Source organism: Pseudomonas sp. NFACC24-1 (assembly GCF_900115235.1).
Taxonomy (GTDB): Bacteria; Pseudomonadota; Gammaproteobacteria; order Pseudomonadales; family Pseudomonadaceae; genus Aquipseudomonas; species Aquipseudomonas fluorescens_AA.
This window is the reverse complement of record NZ_FOVS01000010.1, coordinates 37,038-57,507: the sequence shown is the minus strand read 5'-3', so window position 1 is coordinate 57,507 and position 20,470 is coordinate 37,038. Positions and strand designations below refer to the sequence as shown.

Genomic DNA, 20,470 nt, shown 5'->3' with positions numbered 1-20,470 from the left:
ACGGCCGACTGTCGGCCTTCATGATGGCGATTGTGCGCAGGCGTCTGGGTGACCATTTACCTATCTGCGACATTCACATACTTATCGCGACCAGCCCTTAACTACCGGGGCTTGCGCGTCGGGAACAGATTGGGCCATGTCGCCCATGGATAAGGTTCGGCCCCTGCGCGGCCCCACACTCGCCCCAACAGACAAACAATATTTTTTACCTTGCGTAGCACAACCGATCAGCCACTTTCGCGGCCACGTAGAGGGCCTTGAGGATAAAACGATGGACGTCACCACTACCCTGAGCCTGGGCGATCCGCTGGAACCCGCACGCAAGGCCACCGCGCAAATGCTGCAAGAGCGCGAGCGCACCTTCTCGCTGCCACAACCGTTCTACAGCGATGAGCGCCTGTTCGATATCGATATGCAGGAAATCTTCCAGAAGGAATGGTTGATCGCCGGCATGACCTGCGAGATCCCGACCAAGGGCAACTACCTGACCCTGCAAGTCGGCAAGAACCCCATCATCGTGATTCGCGGCGCCGACGGCGTGGTGCATGCGTTCCATAACGTCTGCCGTCACCGTGGCTCGCGGTTGTGCACCAGTGAAAAGGGCAAGGTCGCCAAACTGGTCTGCCACTACCACCAGTGGACCTACGAGCTGGACGGTCGCCTGCTGTTCGCCGGCACCGAGATGGGCGCCGACTTCGACATGAAGCAGTACGGCCTCAAGCCTGTGAACGTGAAGACCGCGGGCGGCTATATCTTCATCAGCCTGGCCGAGAATCCGCCGGCCATCGATGATTTCCTGTCGACGCTGAACCATTACATGGAACCGTACGACATGGAAAACACCAAGGTGGCGGTGCAAACCACCTTGATGGAAAAGGCCAACTGGAAGCTGGTGCTGGAAAACAACCGCGAGTGCTACCACTGCGGCGGTTCGCACCCGGAACTGCTCAAGACCCTGCTGGAATGGGACGACGTCACCGACCCACGCGCCGATCAGGCCTTCAAGGACCACGTGGCCGCCTCCGCCGCCGCCTGGGAAGCCGAGAAGATCCCTTACGCCCACGCCAGTTTCGGCCTGCGCAACCGCATCGTGCGCATGCCGCTGCTCAAGGGCACCGTGTCGATGACCATGGACGGCAAGCAAGGCTGCGCCAAGTTGATGGGCCGCATCAAGAACCCGGACCTGGGCTCGATGCGCATCCTGCACCTGCCGCACTCGTGGAACCACTGCATGGGCGACCACATCATCGTGTTCACCGTGTGGCCGATCAGCGCCCAGGAAACCATGGTCACCACCAAGTGGCTGGTGCACAAGGACGCGGTCGAAGGCGTGGACTACGACGTGGCGCGCATGCGTGAAGTCTGGGACGCCACCAACGACCAGGACCGTCGCCTGGCCGAAGAAAACCAGCGCGGCATCAACTCCACCGCCTACCAGCCTGGCCCGTACTCCAAGACCTACGAGTTCGGCGTGGTGAACTTCGTGGACTGGTACAGCGAGCGCATGCTCAATAACCTCGGGGCTGAACCGGCGCCGTACCTCAAGGGCGTTCCGGTCCAGGGCTAAAACCAGACGCTTCGGTTGGAGATCGTTCCCACGCTCCGCGTGGGAATGCAGCCCGGGACGCTCTGCGTCCCGAAAGCCGAACGCGGAGCGTCCGTTGAGGCATTCCCACGCAGAGCGTGGGAACGATCGTCAGTGAGAAGACCACCGCACACTGCCATCCTCCCCATAAAACGTCTCTTCGATGTTCTCTCCCACCAGCCGCACCTTCACGTACCCATTCAGCACCCGCTCCGGATACGCCTCATCCCCCGCCAACTGAGTCTCCGACCACAGCACCCGGGCATGCCCGTTCAGCTCGCTGGTGGTGCCATAGGGAATCGCCCCGTGCCCGGCGCAACGCGCATGCAGCCCGCCCTGGGTGGCGTAGCAGATGCCGTTATGCAAATGGCCCCAATACCAGTAGTCCGGCTCACGCCCCAGGGCATCGCACACCGGTTGGTAGAGGGCGGTCTTGTTGTGCCCGGAAATATCGAAGCCCTGATGATGACTGAGCACCATCACCTTCTTGCGCTTGGGCAGGGTTTTCATCCACTCGATCTGCTGGGTGTTGAGGGTGCCGTCCATGTACAGGTTCATCGCGTCCGAGGCGTAGGCACTGTCCAGGCCAACCACCAGCCAGTCGTCGTTGTACAAGGCAAAATAGCTGGTGCCTTGCTGCACCGGAAAACGCTTGGCCAGCTCCTTGAAGTAACCGTGGGCACCGCTGTACATCTCGTGATTGGAGTTGAGGGTGAACGAGCCGTGCTTGCCCTGGGGCCAGCCGACCATATCGACGTCTTCCTGGGAATGGGTGCCGGCGTAATACACATCACCCAGATGGATGGTGAAGTCAGCCTGGGCCAGTTGCATCTGATTGGCCACGGCCACCGCCGGCGCGTGGCTGTCGAACGGCCCGGTGCCCCAGTCGCCGGCGATGGCCAGCACCACATCGCTGTCCATTTTCACCAGCGCCGGGTTGGTGGCGAACGGCGCATGATGCCGCAGGTTCTCGATCCACTTGAGCAACGCCTCGCTCCACAGCAGGTCCAGCAGCTCCCATTTGCGGCAGCCGAGCAAGGTGCCGTCCTTGAGCACCCGGGTCGGCAGTTCGTCTTCGCTTTGCGGCAACGGCGTAGGATTGCCGATCTTCAGGATCGACAGGCCGTGGGCCAGCTCCCAGGGCACGGCCGGCTCGTCATCCGGGAGGTCGCCATGCTCGATGACGTGCCGCGCCTGGTCGTGCCCGCGCTGCAACAGTTTGACGATGGCCTGAAACTCCTCGGGCTCCAGGTCGTTGACGAGTTTCTTCCAGGACATCTCCAGCCGCGTGACCAACCCGTGCAGGCGGACTTTGACCTTGTCGAACTCATGTTCCCAATGGTGCAGTAATGACATGTGAACGCTCCTTCGCAATGCCCTGGGCTACAGGGTCTTCATGAATTCGATCAGGGCCCGTTTGTCGACGTCCGACAGCTGCGTGCCATACAGGTGGCCGCCGTTGTGGTTGCCTTCCAGGCGGGTGTCGTATTTGAAATCCGCCGATGCTTTCATCTGCGCGCCGCGGGTGACGAAGCCGACCTTCTCCTGGTCATAAATGTCGGAGCCGGTGTAGAACACCTGCGGACGCTGTTCCGGTGGTTGCAGCAAGTCCCACAGGGTCGGCACCGAGCCGTTGTGCAGGTACGGCGCCCGCAGCCAAATGCCGTCGGTGGGGGTGTTGCTGTAGCTCTGGGTCTTGCGGTAGGCGTTGAAGTCGAACGGCGGTGTCTTGAAGCCGTGGAACGCCGTCACCAGGCCCGTGGTGAAGGAATTCAGGCGATGGGGATCAGTGCCCAACTGGTCGATGTGGGTGGTGACCTGGCCGGTGTCGCTGCGGCCGAAATCATGGCAGCCCGCGCAGTTTTTCTCCCAGATCGGTTGGCCCTGGGCGACTTTCGCCGAGTCCAGGGCGAACGGCCAGGCCGGTGCCTTGTGCCCCAGCAGCCAGTTGGTCACCCGGTTGAAACTCGGCGGCAGCACCGATTCCGGCGTCGCGCCCACGGCCATGGCCGCTGCGTAGTTGCGCTCGTGGATCTGGTTGTTATTGCCGTCCCAATGCAGGTACATGGACTCCCGGGGTTTCTGGTTCCAGACCTGTGGCAGATCCACGGTGCCGATGGTGGAGTCATCCGGGAAGCCGAACACCACCATTTTGGTCGGGTTGAAGGTATCGGTCCGCCCAGGCCCCTGGGCCGGACGCAGCTTCTGCCAGGCATAGGCCTGCTTCTGCTTGAGCAGCGCACTCTTGGCCATCGGGATGATCAAGTAACGGTTGTACAGTTTTTCGAAAAAACCCAACTGGAACTTGCCATTGATCGCCGCCATCACCGCCTCGGGGGTGAATTTCGGGTCGCTGGCGCAATCGTAGGCGAACCACTGGAAAGCTTGCAGTTGCAGGGTATTGGCCGGCGCGGCGGCGACCGGCACTGCCACGTCAGTGGCATTGGCCCGGTAGGAGCCGGTGTGGCACAGGGCGCAATTGGGCTCGACCGTGGGGTAACCGAGTTGCCGCTTGGCCATGCCGATGGGCAGGTCTTTGCCGTTTTCATAGAGAAACCCGAACACTTCGTAGCCGCCGGGCTTGGGCAGTTTTTCCGGGCACATTTGCGGCAGCACGGCGAACAGGTAGTAGGGAATCCGCGCCTCGATGCCCAGGCCGATGGCGGCGTATTTGTAATGGTCTTCGTCGGAGGCGAAGTCCGGTTGCGGCACTTCCCGGATCATTTGGTACCAGGTCTGGTAACCAATGAAACCCAGCAACACGACCACCACCAACATGCCGACCTTGAAGCCGTGGCTCTGCCAGCGCAGCGCCCAGCCGGCGCGCCATTCCCGCCAACCGGCGCAGAGCAAGGCCAGCGGACGATTGGCCACCGGGCTGCCCAGGTACAACAGCACGCCCAGGATCAGGAACATGCTCAGGTCGCCCATCAACATCGGCACAAACAATTGGCCCTGGTCATTGGTGTTGATCAGGTAGATCCAGAACACCACCGCCACCAGCCGCGACAGCACGCACAACCACGAATGCACCACGAAACGCGGCGCGTTGAACCCCGAGGGCATGTAGAACAGGCTGATCCCCACCAGCAACATGCCGGCGTTCTCCAGCCAGGGATCGGACAATACAGGTGGCAGGCCGATCATGGACGTCAGCAACGCCGGCGCGAACAACGCCGGAATCGCGAAGAACATGTTCATGACAATCCCGACCCAAATGATGCGTTGGAACCAGCGGATGTAAGCGTTCATGGCATTTCCCCAGATCGTTCCCACGCTCTGCGTGGGCATGCATCCCGTGACGCTCTGCGTCACAACAGCGGACGCAGAGCGTCCATGGCGGCATTCCCACGCGGAGCGTGGGAACGATCAGCTAGCCGAGGGCGGTCTTCTCCAAGTGCCCGAGAATGAGCGGATACACATCCACCACCGCATCCTTGCCGAACATGCAGTCGATGTGACCGTACCCCGGCACTTCGTGGCGGCTGAACAACTGCGGGCCATGCATCTCGCACAGTCGCTCGTAGGTCTTGAGGGTGCTTTGCGGCAGGTAGCACTGGTTGTCGGCGCCGCTGATGAAGCAGATCGGCAACTTCAACCGATCGAAATGCGGCATGTAGACGTCGTTGCCCTTGAAGTCCACCAGGTGCCCCTTGCGCACGATCAGCGCCAGGTGCTCGAAGGTCTGGATGTTCGACTCGCCGAACAACTCATGCAGGTTGTCGTGCAGGGTTTCGTTGAGGGTGTCGTGGCGGTACAGCGACGCATACATGAACGTGATGCGATGGCAGACCGGGTTGGTGCAATAGCCCTGGGCCTCGATCCGGGCATAGCCATTGAGGGCCTTGTCGTAGAGTTTGTTGAACCAGCTTTCCTTGGTGTCGGCGTAGGCCGTGAGGGACTTGATGCCGATGGCATCGAGCATCCCCGGCAGGTGTAGACCGGCCTTCAGACCGGTGGCGGTGGCGACCACCGTGTCGGCGGCGATCTGCGAGCAAACCACCGAGCGCACGCCCTGCAGCCCCGCCAGCATCGACATGAAGAACGTCGTCGCGCCGTAGCAATGCACCACGCATTGCACGTCACGGGCCAGGGTCGCTTGCTGGATCTGCTCGATGGCCGCCTTGAAATCGTACTGGGCCACTTGGTCGCCGTTCCATTCATGCTTGCTGGCCGGCAGCAGGATGCTCACCCGCAAGTCCAGGAGCCAGACGTCATACTCGTGCTTGCACAGGTACTCCAGCAAGTTGGTATGGATGGTGTCGGTGGAGAAGATGTTCGAGCCCACGCCCAAGCCATGGACCAACATCACCGGACCTTTGGTGCCGGCCTGATAGCGGGTCAGGCGCAGCTCGACATTGTCTTCGGTCTGGAAGAAATGCACGGCCGGCGCCGGCGCATCCAACGGCCGTTTCAACCGGGGCGGCGCGTCCGGGTTGAAATAGACGTCGCCGGCGAAGACACCGCCGTAGCTCTCCCACAGGATACCGGCAAAGAACTTGCCGAATCGCGCCAATGCCTCCACGCGCTCACGCTCGTTGCGTGCATTGAGCACTTTCATGGTGGTCATCTGCTTGGCGAAGTCGGCCGGCAGGATGTGCATCACGCCGCAGCCAATCACTGCGCCGGTCTTGTCCGGCCCGCGATAGAGCGTGACATAGAGCGTGCTGGTGTCATGCCAGATATTCAGCACACCGTTGTCCTCGGGCACGGTCTTGAAGGCGCTGAAGTAATAGTCGCTGCCGTCCTCGGCGGTCAGCTTCATGTCGTAGTTCATGTGCCGTACGCCGACCTGTTCCTGGTACTGCTCGAACAGGTTGAACACCCCATTGCTGGCCACCAGCGGTTGCGGTGAGAGCAGCGGTGCATCGAGGGTGCCCACCAGGGTTGCGGCGTGTTCCGGCTCCTTGATCAAACGGTTGAGGTCGGCGGCGGTGATGGTCAGGGTGAATTCGATGGGCGAGTTGTCGGCCTTGCCGCGCTTGGCCGCCGCTTCGTACAGGCTCAGATCGGTGCCCTGGGCCTGAGTGAAGGCCGTGGAGAAGTAGCCCTTCATGGTTTCGGTGAACTGCACGCCGAGGGTCGGCGGCGCCACCGCTTTGCGCGGGGCCGAGGGCAGCGTGTAGTCGATGATCCAGCCACGGTCGGCCGCCAGCAGCCCCATGTTGCGCTCACTTACCGCCGAGATGGTCAGCAGCGGATTGACCGCCAGGGACGTGGGGATCACCGCACCGTCGGTCACGTACAGGCCCGGGTAGACATCGGTGCCGCTGGCGCCACTGAACACCTGGCCCTTGTGGTTGACCACCCCTTGGGTGGCGTCCTCGCCCATCACGCAACCGCCCAGGGGATGGACCGAGACGATGCTGTGCTTGAGCAGCTTGGTCCAGATCGGGTTCTCGACCCAGATCCCGCCCAGGGCCTTGGTGCTCTGGTGCAGCCGCTCGTTGCCGAGGGTGACGTTCTCCTGTTCGCCGACGCCGGGCCAGTCGATGCGCAACTGGTCCTTGTTGTCGAGCAGCATGCGGCCCTTGGCGTTGTCATGGCTCATGATCAAGTAGGTCTGCATGTTGTGCAGCGCGCCGTAATACGGCCCACGCAGGAAGCTCTCGGCCTCCCGGCCCTTGTACTTGAGGCTGGCACCGAAACCGGTGTCGGTGGGCACACCGATCATTTCGGCAAACGCCGCCATGCTCGGCACCATGGCCCGGCCGAGGGCGCCGGGAATCGAACCTTCCTCGATGACCATCCGGCTGCGCCAGTCGCCTTCGGTGCGCATGTCGATGACTGAGGTGATGCATGGCCCCACCGGCTCCAGCTCCTTGGCCGGATGGGCGCCGAAACCGATGCCATTGATGACCTGGTCGCAGTTGTGGCCGAACCCGAGGATGTCGCCATTGCCGCTCATGTGCTCGCCCAGTTGGCTGGACATGGCCAGGCCCTTGTCCCGCGAGCGCAACATGATTTCGGTGGAGCCCAGGGTGCCGGCGGACACCACCACGATATCGGCCCGCACGAATAACGTGGGTGCCGAGAACAGCTCGCGGCCGCTGTCCAGGTATTGGAAGTGCACGATCCAGCCGTCGCCGTCGCGCTCCAGGTGCCGCACCTCGGCCTGGCAGAAAATCTCCGCGCCGTGGTTCCAGGCATCCGGCAGGTAATTCATCAACGTGGTGTTCTTGGCCTTGTTGTTACAGCCCGACACGCAATCGCCACAGCCATTGCAGGGCAACTGTTCGACGCCGACGTGGTTGAGGTTGTTGGGCAGCTTGTCGAAGGTCACGTTGATCGGCGGCTTGTAGAAATGCGCGCCTTGCTTGAGGTAATCGGCCGACTTCTTGTGGGCGTCGAGCTTGGGCAGGTTCGGTTCCGAAGCCGGGTAAGGGTTGGGCTTGAGCATCTCCCGGGCCCGGGCGTAGCCGTCCTTGAGCAGCGTGTCGCGGTGCTCCCGGACCGCCAGGGGCCAGCGCGGGTCGTCGAACACGCCAGGCTCAGGCTCCAGCGCAACGTTGGCATTGATCAGCGACGTGCCACCCAGGCCGCAACCGACCACCACGTTCTGCTGGGCGTTGACATGCAGATCGAACAGCCCGGTACGCGAGCCGATGTGTCCGTCCGGGTCATGGACCTGCAATTCCTCGGTGGCCGCGAGCAGGGTGTTGGGGTATTCGCCGGGCTGGATCTCCCGGCCACGCTCCAGCAGGCACACCTTGCGTCCGGCCCGGGACAGGCGCGAGGCAGCAATGCCGCCACCGTAGCCGGAACCGATGACGATGACGTCGTAGTGCTCCTGGATATCACTGATGGGGGTTGAGATCCGTGTCATGTTCAAGTCCTCTCAGGCAGAAGGGGCAACTCTGCGGTTGCCTGCAAATCGACAGGCGCACGAACGCCTGGCCACTGTCCCGTGCAGGGGCCAGCGGCAGTCAGCGGTGCTACAGGGGGGAAAACCGGACGCTATAGACGTGCACGCTGATTGGCGGCGCGACGGTGGATGCGTTTGTGCAGCGAAGCAGGCGGTGCCGGGACGCAGGTCGGCAGGGGGAGCGGGTGCGAGCGGGGGTGCTTGCTATCCATCATGTGTTCTCCCTGAACCTGATGTGGATAAAGTGCGATGTCCTTGTGCCATGGAAGTGAAGACAGCCGACAGACCTGCGTCAAGGTTGGGCCTTAGAACTGTATGAAATTTGATCTATCGCGTTTTGCGCTATGCCGGCCGTGGCCTGCAGCGTTTGGCGAACAAGTTATCCACATGGCCACCCACAGCAAATGGGGACAAGTGTGCGTAGGCCACGCATTTTCTCCATGGCAAAGTGAATAAAAACCGTGACTTATGGACCATGACGGTTTTACTGGCCTATCGGTTGTTTTTTGACCAAATCTCTATAAGCCCCGATAAGCATGGGCTGTGGCGGTGAGCAAACACCTTATCCACAGAAGCGCCAACAGTGTTTGGGGGTAATTTTGACGATTCTGTGGAAAACCCCTTGGACGGCTTGTAAATCGCGGTTTTCCGGAAGTTTTCCTGATAAAAAACACCAATCGATCACTTTATGATCAATCCGCTGAACACCCCGTCCCGTATGGCTTGCAGCGTTGAGCGAACATCTTATCCACAGAAGCGCCAACAGAGATTGGGGGCAAGTTCGCCTGAGAGGAGTCGTTATTCACAACAAAAAGCCAATAAAAACCGTGGGTTAGGCTGGCTACTTTTTGACCGCAGGCCGGCAGGGCCCGATTTGCATGGGGTGCAGCGAGGGGCGAACAGGTTATCCACAGAGGCGCGCACAGGGATTGTGGGTAAACACATGCCCCTGTGGGAGCGAGCTTGCTCGCGATGGCGGTGCGTCAGTCAACATCGATGCCACTGATCTACCGCTATCGCGAGCAAGCTCGCTCCCACAGGGTTTCAGGGCCGCTGTACCGGCTACGGCCGATGCATGAGGTAGGCCGCGCCCGTTACTTGAATCAACGGATGCGGGACGACCTGACAGGTTTTGACGATGCCAAAGCCGTGACGCTCATAAAAACGCCGGGCGCCGGTATTCGCGGCGTAGTCGATCAGGCTCAGGCCCTTGAGTGCCAGTTGATCGGCACGCTGTTGCGCCAGTTCGAGGAAGCGAACGCCCAGCCCCTTGTTACGCCAGCCTTCATGCAGGGCCAAGCTTGAGATATAGAGGGTGTCGGGTACTTCCATGTCGGCGTAGGGCGCCAGGACCGGGTCTGTGACTGGGGCCGCCTGTGGATCATGACGCGTGACATAAGCGTGCATCATGCCGATGACCTGTCCGTTGGCCTGGGCGACAAGGCAGTTCTGGTAGGAAAAATCGACATTCTCCCGGGCATAACGCGCGGCGCCCACGTCAAGCAGATCCTGGCCAGGCTCCGCCAGCTGGCTCCAGATGTAATCCGACGCACCCTCCGAGGAAATCCGGAACAGACGGGCGATCTCCCGTGCATCCGTGGGCAAGGCCGGGCGAATTGCTACTTCCATTGATAGGACTCCATTGGCGATGAAACGACCCTTTTCACCCACAGGCTTGGGACGCGGCAACCCGTCAGGCCAGCGGTTTTATGGCCGGATGCTGCAGCAGGTCAGGCGGGTGTTTTGAGCGCAGGCCTGGATGGCCTGGTTTGCGGCGGGCCGAGCAGGTTATCCACAGAGGCGCACACAGCAATGTTGGGCAAACACATGACCCCTGTGGGAGCGGGCTTGCTCGCGAATACGGTATGTCAGGCTGCATTTTCGTCGCTGACACACCGCCTTCGCGAGCAAGCCCGCTCCCACCGGAATTGAGGTGTCCTGGGTTTAGCGAACAACCCCTTCCTCAATCAACAGCTTGAGAATGGCCTCAGCCCCCGCTTCCGGGCTCACGCCCTTGAGCACTTGCCCGCCTCCGCCGCTGGCCTTGGCCGTGGCGGCTTTCATGCGGTCGGCGCCGCTCTTGGCCTTGATCACTTTCAAACGTTTGGGGCGTGGCTTGGCCGGTTGCAGGGTCGCCACCGCCAGCAAGGTGTCGTCGATCACTTCGACTTCCTCGGCATGCAATGCCCCACGCCGGGCCGGGCCGTAGGCGCTTTGCCGAGGTTTTGGCGCGGCGTTATCCACAGTGGCCAGGAATGGCAGGCGCACTTTCAGACGGCGCCGTTGGCCGCGGGGCAAGGCTTGCAGCACCAGGGCCACGCCGTTGTCGATGGACTCGACCTGGGCCAGCCCCACCACCAACGGCCAACCGAGGTTTTCCGCCAGCAGAAAGGGAAGCATGCCCGAGCCTTCACCGGTTTCCGCCTGGCTGCCGGTGAGCACCACTTGGGCGCCAGCGTCACGCAGGTAGTCGGTCAGGGCCGGCAGGGCGTCGGCCCCCTCGGGATTTTCCAGGACGTGGAGTTCATCCAGGCCCATGCCCAAGTAGGCGCGCAAGGCCGGTTCGGCCACATCACCGGCGTGCAGCACTTGCAAGTCGTTGCCGGCCAGTTGCAGGCCCAGTTCTACGGCCCGGGCGTCCTGTTCGGCGCGCCGGGGCCGACCGGAAGTGGGGTGCGCGCCAATGGACACGAGGCTGATCACTTGGGTACTCATCAACTTATCCTTCTTAAGCCGCATCGCGCTTGGCTTCGTTGCGGTAAGCCTCTACCGCCGCGATCAAGGCCTGGAGAATCGCCGCGCTGTCACCGATCACCGACAGGTCCGCCCGTTTGATCATGTCGCAGCCCGGGTCGAGGTTGATCGCCACCACCTTGTCGCAGGCACCGATGCCTTGCAGGTGCTGGATCGCCCCGGAAATCCCCACGGCCACATAGACCCGTGCCGTGACCCAGGTCCCGGACGCACCGACCTGGCGGTCGCGGGCCATGAAGCCGTCGTCCACAGCCACCCGGGAAGCGCCTTCGGTGGCGCCCAGGGCTGCGGCGGTCTGGTGGAACAGCGCCCAGTCCTTGACCCCGTTGCCGCCAGAGAAAATGAACTCGGCTTCTGCCATCGGGATCGCCCCCGGGTCCACCGCCACCGCCCCCAGATCCTCGATGCGCGACAAGCTGCGGGCCACGCTTGTGGATAACTCCACGGGCAAGGCTTCGTGGCGGGTTTCGCTGACCGGTTCGGCGCATTCGGCCGCTGCCAGGATCAAGCGCGCCAATGGCCGGGCCAAGTCTTGCAGGCCCGCACCGGCACGGCCAATGCACTCTTCGCCCTTGACCTGCCAGACCCGCGTGGCCGGGCGCTCGCCCAGGGCTGCGGCAAAACGCCGGCCCAATTCACCGCCACCGGTGCGGCTGTCGGGCAGCAGCCAATGGCGTGGGTTGAATTGGTTATCCACAGCCCGCAGACCCTGGACCCGTTGTTCCGGTGCATAACCGCTGAAGGCCTCACCTTCCAGTACCAGCAAGCGGTCGACACCGGCCGTGGCGAAGGCGTTTTCCTTGTGCTCGCCGAAGACCACGGCCAGCACCGCGCCGTCCGTCCCCGCAAGCTGATGGGCCAGGCCCAGCAGATCGCGGTCGTGGCTGCTGAGGCGACCACCGACCATATCCGGCACCACACTGATGTAGAACGCCGGTTGCGCTACTTGATGCAGCGGCAATTGCACTTCGGCCGCGGCGGTACGCTTGGTCGCGCCACCCTGCTGGGCACCGCTGCGGTCGATGCGCTTGATGCCGTTGGGGCCGATGAAACCGATGCCATGGACATTCTTGCGAATGACGCCGTTGGGGCCCATCCAGCTGTGCTGGACCGGCTGCATGGCCGCGTGCAGCGGGTGCAGGCGGTTGCGGGCGATCCACTCGGCGCGCGGGTCGCGGCGGATGATGTCGCTCATTAATGCACCTCCGCAGGTTCACGTTTGGCTGGGGCCACGGGCTTGCTCGGGGTTGCGTCTTCCAGCAGTGCGTCAGCCACCAGTTCGGCAATGTCCTTGATCATTGGCCGCGGTTCGACCACGCCTTCGAGCATCGCGGTGCACTGTGGGCAACCCACCGCCACCAGCTCAGCGCCGGTTTCGCGAATGTCGTCCATGCGCATGTCAGGAATCCGCTGCTTGCCTGGAATGTCAGTGATCGGCGCACCGCCACCACCGCCGCAGCAACGCGAACGGAAACCGGAACGCTGCATCTCCTTGACCTCGATACCCAGCGCACGCAGCACCTGGCGCGGCGCCTCGTATTCGCCGTTGTAGCGGCCCAGGTAGCACGGGTCGTGATAGGTCACGCTGTCGCCCTTGTGCTGGCCAAGGTTCAGCGCACCGGCATCGATGATCTCCGCCAGGTAGGTGCTGTGGTGCTGCACCAAATAGTTGCCATCGAAGGCGCCGTATTCGTTTTTCAGCACGTGGAAGCTGTGGGGATCGCAGGTGACGATGCGGTTGAAGCTGTATTTGGCCAGGGTCTGGATGTTGCGTTTGGCCAATAGCTGGAACGTCGCTTCATCACCCAGGCGCCGGGCCACGTCGCCACTGTCGCGTTCTTCGAGACCGAGCACGGCAAAGTCGATTTTCGCCGCCTTCAGCACTTTGACGAAAGCGCGCAGGGTACGCTGGTTGCGCATGTCGAAGGCACCGTCGCCGACCCAGAACAGCACGTCGGTGGATTTCTTCTCGCTGAGCAGGCTCAGGTTCAGGTCCGCCGCCCAGTTCATCCGCCCGCCCGGGGCAAAGCCGCCAGGGTTGTCGGTGGCAATGAGGTTTTCCAGGACCTCGGCGCCCTTGTTCGGCGTGGCGCCTTTTTCCAGGGTCAGGTGGCGGCGCATGTCGACGATGGCATCGACATGCTCGATCATCATCGGACATTCCTCGACGCACGCACGGCAGGTGGTGCAGGACCACAGGGTCTCGGCGTCTACCAGGCCATTGACGATCGGCTGATGGGGATTGCCCGCATGCTCGCCCACAGGTTTGCCCGGGTATGGGCTGCCCGCGAATTTCGCATCGGTGCCGCCGGCCAGGCCGACGACCATGTCCTGGATAAGTTTTTTCGGGTTCAACGGCTGGCCGGCCGCGAACGCCGGGCAGGCCGCCTCACACTTGCCGCACTGCACGCAGGCGTCGAAGCCCAGCAGTTGGTTCCAGGTGAAGTCCTTGGGTTTCTCCACGCCCAGTGGCGCGGCGGGATCGTTCAGGTCCAGCGGCTTGAGACCGGTGGAACGGCCGCCGCCAAAACGCTCGGCACGGCGGTGCCAGGCCAGGTGCAGGGCACCGGCGAAGGCGTGCTTCATCGGCCCGCCCCAGGTCATGCCGAAGAACAATTCCGACACACCCCACAGCACACCGACACCCAGGACCGCCGCCACCAGCCAACCGCCGAAGTTCTCCGGCAGGATGCCTGCCACCGGCAGGGTCACCAGGAAGAACGACGCCGAAAACGCCAGCAGGCTTTTCGGCAGGCGCATCCACGGGCCCTTGGACAAGCGGGCCGGCGGATTGCGCCGACGCAGGTAGACGAAGATCGCACCGACGAACATCACGGCCGACATCAACAGCAACGCATAGCCGAGGAAGCGGTTATGCAGGCCAAACCCGTGGACCAGGATCGCCAGCACTACCGACGCCACTGCACCACCGGCCGTGGCGACGTGGGTGTTGGCGATGTATTTGTCCCGCGCCACTACGTGGTGCAAATCCACCATGTAGCGCTTGGGCATGGCGAAAAGGCCACCGATCAGGTCGACCTTGGCCGGTCGTCCCCGGCGCCACATGTTCACCCGCCGCAAGGCGCCGAGGACCGCGAGGCCCAAAGCGGCGAACAGCAGGATAGGAAGAAGGGTGTTCAACATGGTGAAGCTCCCACCAATACATCTGGAGAAACGCCACTGATCGTTCCTCACGCTCTGCGTGGGAATGCCTCAATGGACGCTCCGCGTCCGCTTTGGGGACGCAGAGCGTCCCGGGCTGCATTCCCACGCAGAGCGTGGGAACGATCAGTTCAACGACCTAGAAATCCTTGCACAACCGCAGGGCGTCGTAGATGGCCGCGTGGGTATTACGCTGGGCCACGCAGTCACCGATGCGGAACAGCAGGTAGCCATCGCCGCTCTGCTCCAGGCACGGCTGAGGCTTGATCGCGAACAAGGCTTCGACGTCGATCTGGCCCTTGTTGCGCGAACCTTCCTTGAGCGCGTAGTAGATTTCTTCATCCGGCCGCACGCCGTTTTCCACCACCACCTGGTCCACCACGCGTTCTTCCTTGGCACCGGTGTATTCGTTCTCCAGCACCGCTACCAGCTTGTCGCCTTCGCGGTAGACCTTCTCCAGCATCATGTCCCCGGTCATGATCACTTCCTTGGGGTACATGCTGCGGTAGTACGTGGGGAACGAAGTACCGCCAATGGCCACGCCCGGCTTGATGTCGTCGGTGACGATCTCGACCTGGCTGCCCTTGTCGGCGAGGAAGTCGGCCACCGACATGCCGGTGAACTCGCAAATGGTGTCGTAGACCAGCACGTTCTTGCCCGGCGCGACCTTGCCGTCGAGCACGTCCCAGCTGCTGACCACCAGCCCTTCGGCGGCGCCCCAGTGTTCGTTCTGCTCCAGGTTCGGATGCCCGCCAACGGCCAGCACCACCACGTCCGGACGCAGGTCCATGATCGTCGCCGCGTCAGCCGCCACGCCCAGGCGCAGGTCGACTTTCAGCCGCGCCAGTTCCAGTTGGAACCAGCGAGTGATACCGGCGATCTGGTCCCGTTGCGGGGCTTTCGAGGCGGTGGTGATCTGCCCGCCGATGAATTCTTTCTTCTCGAACAGGGTCACCTCGTGCCCACGTTCGGCGGCCACACGCGCCGCTTCCATCCCGGCCGGGCCGGCACCGACGACAACCACTTTGCGCTTGGGCCCGGTGGACTTCTCGATGATGTGCGGCACGCCCATGTATTCACGGGACGTCGCGGCGTTCTGGATGCACAGCACGTCCAGGCCTTGGTACTGGCGGTCGATGCAGTAGTTGGCACCGACGCACTGCTTGATCTGGTCGATCTGGCCCATCTTGATCTTGGCGATCAGGTGCGGGTCGGCGATATGGGCACGGGTCATGCCGACCATGTCGACGTAACCGCCCTCCAGGATCCGCGTGGCCTGGTTCGGGTCCTTGATGTTCTGCGCGTGCAGCACCGGGACCTTGACCACTTCCTTGATACCGGCGGCCAAGTGCAGGAACGGCTCCGGTGGATAACTCATGTTCGGGATGACGTTGGCCAGGGTGTTGTGGGTGTCGCAACCCGAGCCCACCACGCCGATGAAATCCAGCATGCCGGTGTCGTCGTAGTACTTGGCGATCTGCTTCATGTCCTCGTGGGACAAGCCGTCCGGGTGGAACTCGTCGCCGCACAGGCGCATGCCCACGCAGAAATCGTCGCCCACTTCGGCGCGCACGGCCTTCAGCACTTCCAGGCCGAACTTCATGCGGCCTTCGAAGCTGCCGCCCCATTCGTCGGTACGCTTGTTGACCCGCGGGCTCCAGAACTGGTCGATCATGTGCTGGTGCACGGCGGACAGCTCGACGCCGTCCAGGCCACCGGCCTTGGCACGCCGTGCCGCCTGGGCGTAGTTGCCGATCACCCGCCAGATTTCTTCCGGCTCGATGGTCTTGCAGGTGGCACGGTGCACCGGCTCACGCACGCCGGACGGCGACATCAGGGTCGGCCAGTTGAAACCGTCCCAACGCGAGCGACGGCCCATGTGGGTAATCTGGATCATGATCTTGGCGCCATGCTTGTGCATGGCGTCGGCCAGGTTCTGGAAGTGCGGGATGATGCGGTCGGTGGACAGGTTCACCGAGCTCCACCATTCCTGCGGGCTGTCGATGGCAACCACCGACGAGCCACCGCAAATGGCCAGGCCGATGCCGCCCTTGGCCTTTTCTTCGTAATACTTGACGTACCGGTCGGTGGTCATGCCGCCGTCGGTGGCGTAGACCTCGGCGTGCGCGGTGCTGAGTACGCGGTTGCGGATGGTCAGTTTGCCGATCTGGATCGGCTGGAACATTGCTTCAAAAGCCATGGCGCGATCCTCGACTTACAACGGCTTGACGATGAACAGGCCGTCGTCGTGGCCTTCTTCGGAACCGCCATAGACCTGCTCGGCCACGGTGCGGATCGAACTGCCACGAGCGGCGAGGATCTGGTCCATGGCGCCGGCGAACCAACCGGTGAACATGTAGTCGACCTTGCGCCCGACCTTGCCGTACACATAGACGAACGCCGAGTGTTCGAGCTTGACGCTGGCGGTGCCTTTATCCAGGTCGATGTCCTGGATCTTGAACAGGCCCCAGCCACGTTGGGACAGGCGCTTCATGTAGTGCTCGAACACCGCGACGCCTTCCAGGCCGTGGCATTCGGCTTCTTTTTCACACCAGTGCCAGGCGGATTTGTAGCCGGCCTTGTAGAGAATCTCGGCGTAGGCGTCGGCGCCCAGCACTTCTTCAATGCCCATGTGGTTGTTGACGAAGAAGTGACGCGGTACGTACAGCATCGGCAGGGCGTCGGACGTCCAGATACCGGTTTCGCTGTCGACTTCGATAGGCAGTTGCGGGGCGATCTTGGCCATGAAAACTTGACTCCGGAAATTCGTGGTATTGCCTGCGGCGCAGAGGGCCGCAGGTAGAGGATTAGCGATGCGGCGGCGGTTATTCGCCCCAGACGTCTTTCAGCACGTTGACCCAGTTTTCACCCATGATCTTGCGTACCACCCGCTCAGGATGGCCGCGCTTGAGCAGCGTCTCGGTGAGGTTCGGGAACTCGCCCACGGTGCGGATGCCCAGGGGGTTGATGATCTTGCCGAAGCTGGTCAGACGACGGGCGTAGCCCTTGTCGTGGGTCAGCATTTCGAAGAAATCCTGGCCGTGGCCCTGGGTGAAGTCGGTACCGATGCCGATGGCGTCCTCACCAACGATGTTCATGGTGTATTCGATGGCTTCGGCGTAGTCGTCGATGGTCGAATCGATGCCCTTGGCCAGGAACGGCGCAAACATGGTCACGCCGACAAAGCCGCCGTGATCGGCAATGAACTTCAGTTCTTCATCGGACTTGTTGCGCGGGTGCTCTTTCAGGCCGGACGGCAGGCAGTGGGAATAGCACACCGGCTTCTTCGATTCGAGGATGACTTCTTCGGAGGTCTTGGAACCGACATGGGACAGGTCGCACATGATGCCGACGCGGTTCATCTCGGCGACGATCTCGCGACCGAAGCCCGACAGACCGCCGTCGCGCTCGTAGCAACCGGTGCCCACGAGGTTCTGGGTGTTGTAGCACATCTGCACCACACCCACGCCCAACTGCTTGAAGATCTCGACGTAGCCGAGCTGGTCTTCGAAGGCGTGGGCGTTCTGGAAGCCGAAGATGATGCCGGTCTTGCCCTGTTCCTTGGCGCGACGGATGTCGGCGGTGGTTTTCACCGGAATCACCAGGTCGCTGTTCTCGCGGATCAGCTTCTGGCTGGCGACGATGTTATTGATGGTGGCCTGGAAACCTTCCCACACCGACACGGTGCAGTTGGCTGCGGTCAGGCCGCCCTTGCGCATGTCTTCGAACAGGTCGCGGTTCCACTTGGCAATGATCAGCCCGTCGATAACGATGCTGTCGGCGTGCAATTCGGCTGGGCTCATCAGGCAGTCCCCTTTTGTCAGCGATTCATGCGCCGAATCGTGTGCCGGCGCTTTGGGGCCAGCATATGCCTGAGGGCCGTCGCGACCCGGTGCAAAAACGACAGGGGAATTGCCGAAAGCGTCAATCCACGACAATGGGCTACGACAGGCCCGCCCTGCCCGTCTGTTCTTTACCCGACGGTTGCGCCAGAATCCGCCGCATCACTGGTTTTCACTGGACTTGAGCGGCAACGCGATGAAATCAATCTTCCTGGCTTTGGCACTGATCAGCACCCTGGCACACGCAACCGAAGACACCGAGCCCAATCCCTGCGACGAAGTTGAAAACGACGTCCAGACCCTGGCCTGCTCGGCCTATGGCAAAACCGCCGCCGAGCAATTGCTCAACGAAAACCTGCAGAGCCTCTTTGAGCGCCTGCAAACCCGCTACGCCAGCGACAAGGCCCAGCTCAACGACATCACCGCCAAGATCAAGGCCGCCCAACAACTGTGGCAAAAACAGCGCGACGCCGACTGCGCCATCGCCGCCTTCCCGGCCAAACCCGGCAGCGAAGCCTACAAAATCGCCGAAAACGACTGCATGGCCCAGGTGAGCGATGATCGGTCGGAGTTTTTGGAGTCGATTGGGCAGGAGTAAAGAGTTATCCACGGAGCAATATCCAGACATCGTTCACGCGTTGGCCCCGGAAAGAATATAAGTCAGGATTCGCAAATCTTATAAAAGACTTATATTCTTTCCATGAACACTATCCACTGGACCAGAAAAGCCGTTAAGCAGCTTCTGAAATTGCACTCAGCCCATCAGGCCCAAGTTCGGGATGCCGTTACGGCGCTCGCCCAGATGCCTGACGTGGTCAACGTCAAAGCGCTTGTCGGTCATGACTATGCGTACCGCCTGCGGGTAGGCAACTACCGAGTCATGTTCGATTGGGACGGGGCGATCAAGGTCGTCAGCATTCAAGAGGTCAAGAAACGCGATGAACGCACCTACTGATATTCAGATCATCAACGATGCAGACGGAAACCCGGCATTTGTGGTCATTCCGTACGCGCAATACGTTGCGCAAAAACTGGAGCCCGATCTGATTCCTCATGAAGTGGTCAGCCGTATCGTCGACGGCGCTACGCCTATCCGCGCCTGGCGCGAACACTTGAATCTGACTCAGGATGAAGTCGCCAGGCGCCTGGGTATTTCTCAGTCGGCGTTTGCCCAACAGGAATCGGTCGCAAAGCCTCGCCGGGCTACCCGAGAGAAAATTGCCGCTGCCTTTGGTATCCATGCTGATCAGTTGGAACTGTAGGCCTACGGGGGATATCCCAACAGACATTAGGCTTCGGATACTGTTAACTCTGACAGTATCCGAAGCGAAAGGAGGGGCTTAGGATCAGCTCATGACAGGCACTCACGTTAGTCGGTGTTATTGCCTATCAAGGGATTTTCATATGCTCTCTCTTACCGCCTTGCCTTTATATGGGTTAGCTATTTTTATCGCCATCGTGGCGGGCATCGAGGCCGGTCGCCGGATCGGCAACCGTCACCTGGCCCAAGACCCGGAGGGCGCCCGCCAAGGCATTGGTGCAATAGAAGGCGCGGTGTTCGGCCTGCTGGCACTCCTGATTGCCTTTACCTTCTCTGGCGCAGCCACACGCCTGGATCAACGGCGCGCGCTGATCGTTGCCGAAACCAATGCCATGGGCACCGCCTGGCTACGCCTGGACCTGCTACCGGCCAGCGAGCAACCGGCCCTGCGCCAGGCGTTCAAGGACTATGTCGACGCCCGCATCGAGTATTACCGCGACCTGCGCGAAGACGAACTCGACGAAGCCGCCCATGATCGTGCCAGTGACTTGCAACAGATCATCTGGAAATGCACGATCGCCGCCCTGCAGCAAATGCCCACCCCAACCCTGGGGGTCAGTGTGCTGCAGGCACAAAATGAAATGATCGATATCACCACCACCCGCGCCGTGGCCCATGAAACCCACCCACCGCTGGTCATCTACCTGATGCTGGTGACCATGGCCCTGATCAGCGCCCTGCTGATCGGCTATGGCATGGCCGGTGCAAAGCGGCGCAACTGGCTGCACAGCCTGGGTTACGCGGCGGTCATGGTCTGCGTGCTGTATGTGATCCTGGACTTCGAATACCCCCGCTTTGGCGTGATCCGAGTCGATTACTTCGACAAGATCATGCTCGACCTGCGCCAAAGCATGAACTGAGTGGGCCGCAGATGAAAAAATCAGAGCGGCGTTCCAGACCAAGATGGATAAACTGCAATTCCACACCTCCAGGCATCAAGG

General features: G+C 61.7%; 15 protein-coding genes. 5 read left to right on the top strand and 10 right to left on the bottom strand.

The annotated features are described in order from the left end of the window. Positions 1 to 271 precede the first annotated feature (271 nt). Positions 272 to 1,567, top strand: a complete 1,296-nt coding sequence (gbcA, locus tag BM317_RS11645) for a glycine-betaine demethylase subunit GbcA (protein ID WP_092169437.1) — start codon at positions 272 to 274, stop codon at positions 1,565 to 1,567. Between the two features lie 129 nt (positions 1,568 to 1,696). On the opposite strand, the gene BM317_RS11640 is transcribed toward gbcA, so the two are convergent. From BM317_RS11640 to BM317_RS11595, 10 genes are all read right to left on the bottom strand, one after another. Next, positions 1,697 to 2,941: a metallophosphoesterase family protein gene (locus BM317_RS11640; RefSeq protein WP_092169434.1), complete on the bottom strand. Its 1,245-nt coding sequence runs from the start codon at positions 2,939 to 2,941 to the stop codon at positions 1,697 to 1,699. 27 nt (positions 2,942 to 2,968) lie between these two features. Then, positions 2,969 to 4,837, bottom strand: coding sequence for a c-type cytochrome (locus BM317_RS11635; RefSeq protein ID WP_092169429.1), 1,869 nt, complete (start codon positions 4,835 to 4,837; stop codon positions 2,969 to 2,971). A gap of 121 nt (positions 4,838 to 4,958) precedes the next feature. Next, a complete protein-coding gene (locus BM317_RS11630; protein WP_092474362.1) occupies positions 4,959 to 8,411 on the bottom strand; it encodes a GMC oxidoreductase in 3,453 nt (1,150 codons plus the stop codon). A 1,101-nt stretch (positions 8,412 to 9,512) separates the two neighbouring features. Further along, positions 9,513 to 10,079: a GNAT family N-acetyltransferase gene (locus tag BM317_RS11625; protein WP_092175074.1), complete on the bottom strand. Its 567-nt coding sequence runs from the start codon at positions 10,077 to 10,079 to the stop codon at positions 9,513 to 9,515. Positions 10,080 to 10,394: 315 nt separating this feature from the next. Continuing rightward, on the bottom strand, positions 10,395 to 11,165 hold the full coding sequence (locus tag BM317_RS11620; protein WP_092474360.1) for an electron transfer flavoprotein subunit beta: 771 nt from the start codon (positions 11,163 to 11,165) through the stop codon (positions 10,395 to 10,397). A gap of 13 nt (positions 11,166 to 11,178) precedes the next feature. After that, on the bottom strand, positions 11,179 to 12,399 hold the full coding sequence (locus BM317_RS11615; RefSeq protein WP_092175082.1) for an electron transfer flavoprotein subunit alpha: 1,221 nt from the start codon (positions 12,397 to 12,399) through the stop codon (positions 11,179 to 11,181). Further along, positions 12,399 to 14,348, bottom strand: coding sequence for a dimethylglycine demethylation protein DgcB (gene dgcB, locus BM317_RS11610; RefSeq protein WP_092474358.1), 1,950 nt, complete (start codon positions 14,346 to 14,348; stop codon positions 12,399 to 12,401). Before dgcB ends, BM317_RS11615 begins: the two co-directional genes overlap by 1 nt. A gap of 157 nt (positions 14,349 to 14,505) precedes the next feature. After that, positions 14,506 to 16,566 (bottom strand): dimethylglycine demethylation protein DgcA, encoded by a 2,061-nt coding sequence (gene dgcA, locus BM317_RS11605; RefSeq protein WP_092175091.1) that lies wholly within the window; start codon positions 16,564 to 16,566, stop codon positions 14,506 to 14,508. Positions 16,567 to 16,581: 15 nt separating this feature from the next. Then, positions 16,582 to 17,112, bottom strand: a complete 531-nt coding sequence (locus BM317_RS11600) for a DUF5943 domain-containing protein (RefSeq protein ID WP_025215877.1) — start codon at positions 17,110 to 17,112, stop codon at positions 16,582 to 16,584. Positions 17,113 to 17,191: 79 nt separating this feature from the next. Next, a complete protein-coding gene (locus BM317_RS11595; protein WP_030139307.1) occupies positions 17,192 to 18,169 on the bottom strand; it encodes a dipeptidase in 978 nt (325 codons plus the stop codon). Between the two features lie 235 nt (positions 18,170 to 18,404). On the opposite strand from BM317_RS11595, the gene BM317_RS11585 reads away from it, so the two are divergent. The 4 genes from BM317_RS11585 (at position 18,405) to BM317_RS11570 (ending at position 20,389) form a co-directional block, all read left to right on the top strand. Next, positions 18,405 to 18,806 (top strand): lysozyme inhibitor LprI family protein, encoded by a 402-nt coding sequence (locus tag BM317_RS11585; RefSeq protein ID WP_092175099.1) that lies wholly within the window; start codon positions 18,405 to 18,407, stop codon positions 18,804 to 18,806. A 102-nt stretch (positions 18,807 to 18,908) separates the two neighbouring features. Next, complete coding sequence (locus tag BM317_RS11580) at positions 18,909 to 19,163, top strand: type II toxin-antitoxin system RelE family toxin (protein ID WP_060740284.1); 255 nt, start codon at positions 18,909 to 18,911, stop codon at positions 19,161 to 19,163. Beyond that, positions 19,147 to 19,470, top strand: coding sequence for a helix-turn-helix domain-containing protein (locus tag BM317_RS11575; protein ID WP_060740283.1), 324 nt, complete (start codon positions 19,147 to 19,149; stop codon positions 19,468 to 19,470). Before BM317_RS11580 ends, BM317_RS11575 begins: the two co-directional genes overlap by 17 nt. Positions 19,471 to 19,612: 142 nt before the next feature. Then, the gene (locus tag BM317_RS11570; protein WP_092474356.1) at positions 19,613 to 20,389 is read left to right on the top strand and encodes a bestrophin-like domain; all 777 of its coding nucleotides are present in this window, start codon (positions 19,613 to 19,615) and stop codon (positions 20,387 to 20,389) included. Positions 20,390 to 20,470: the final 81 nt, after the last annotated feature.